At 74.3% G+C, this 261-nt stretch carries 1 protein-coding gene; it reads right to left on the bottom strand.

Going from position 1 to position 261, the window contains the following annotated elements:
- The coding region (locus tag JL475_RS39520) for a transposase (protein WP_202282995.1) at positions 1-261 on the bottom strand (261 nt) is incomplete at both ends.

Genomic DNA, 261 nt, shown 5'->3' with positions numbered 1-261 from the left:
CTTGGCGGTCTGGGCGGCCTCGCACAGGATCCACCGCAGCCAGGGCGAGCCCTGTTTGGAGATGTGCCCGTGCCGGACGGTCAGGTCCGAGCCGCGGACGGTCGGGGTCAGTCCGGCCCAGGCGGCGAGCTTGCGCGCGGAGGAAAAGCGCGTGACGTCGCCGATCTCGGCCGCGATGATCAGGGCGGTGAGTACGCCGACCCCCGGCAGCCGGGTGAGGGACCGCGCCCGGGGATCGCCCGCGCCTGCGCGAGCAGCTGC

The sequence above is a fragment of the Streptomyces sp. M2CJ-2 genome (assembly GCF_016757295.1).
Lineage (GTDB): Bacteria > Actinomycetota > Actinomycetes > Streptomycetales > Streptomycetaceae > Streptomyces.
The sequence above is the reverse complement of the archived record's forward strand: the minus strand, read 5'-3'. Positions and strand labels throughout refer to the sequence as shown.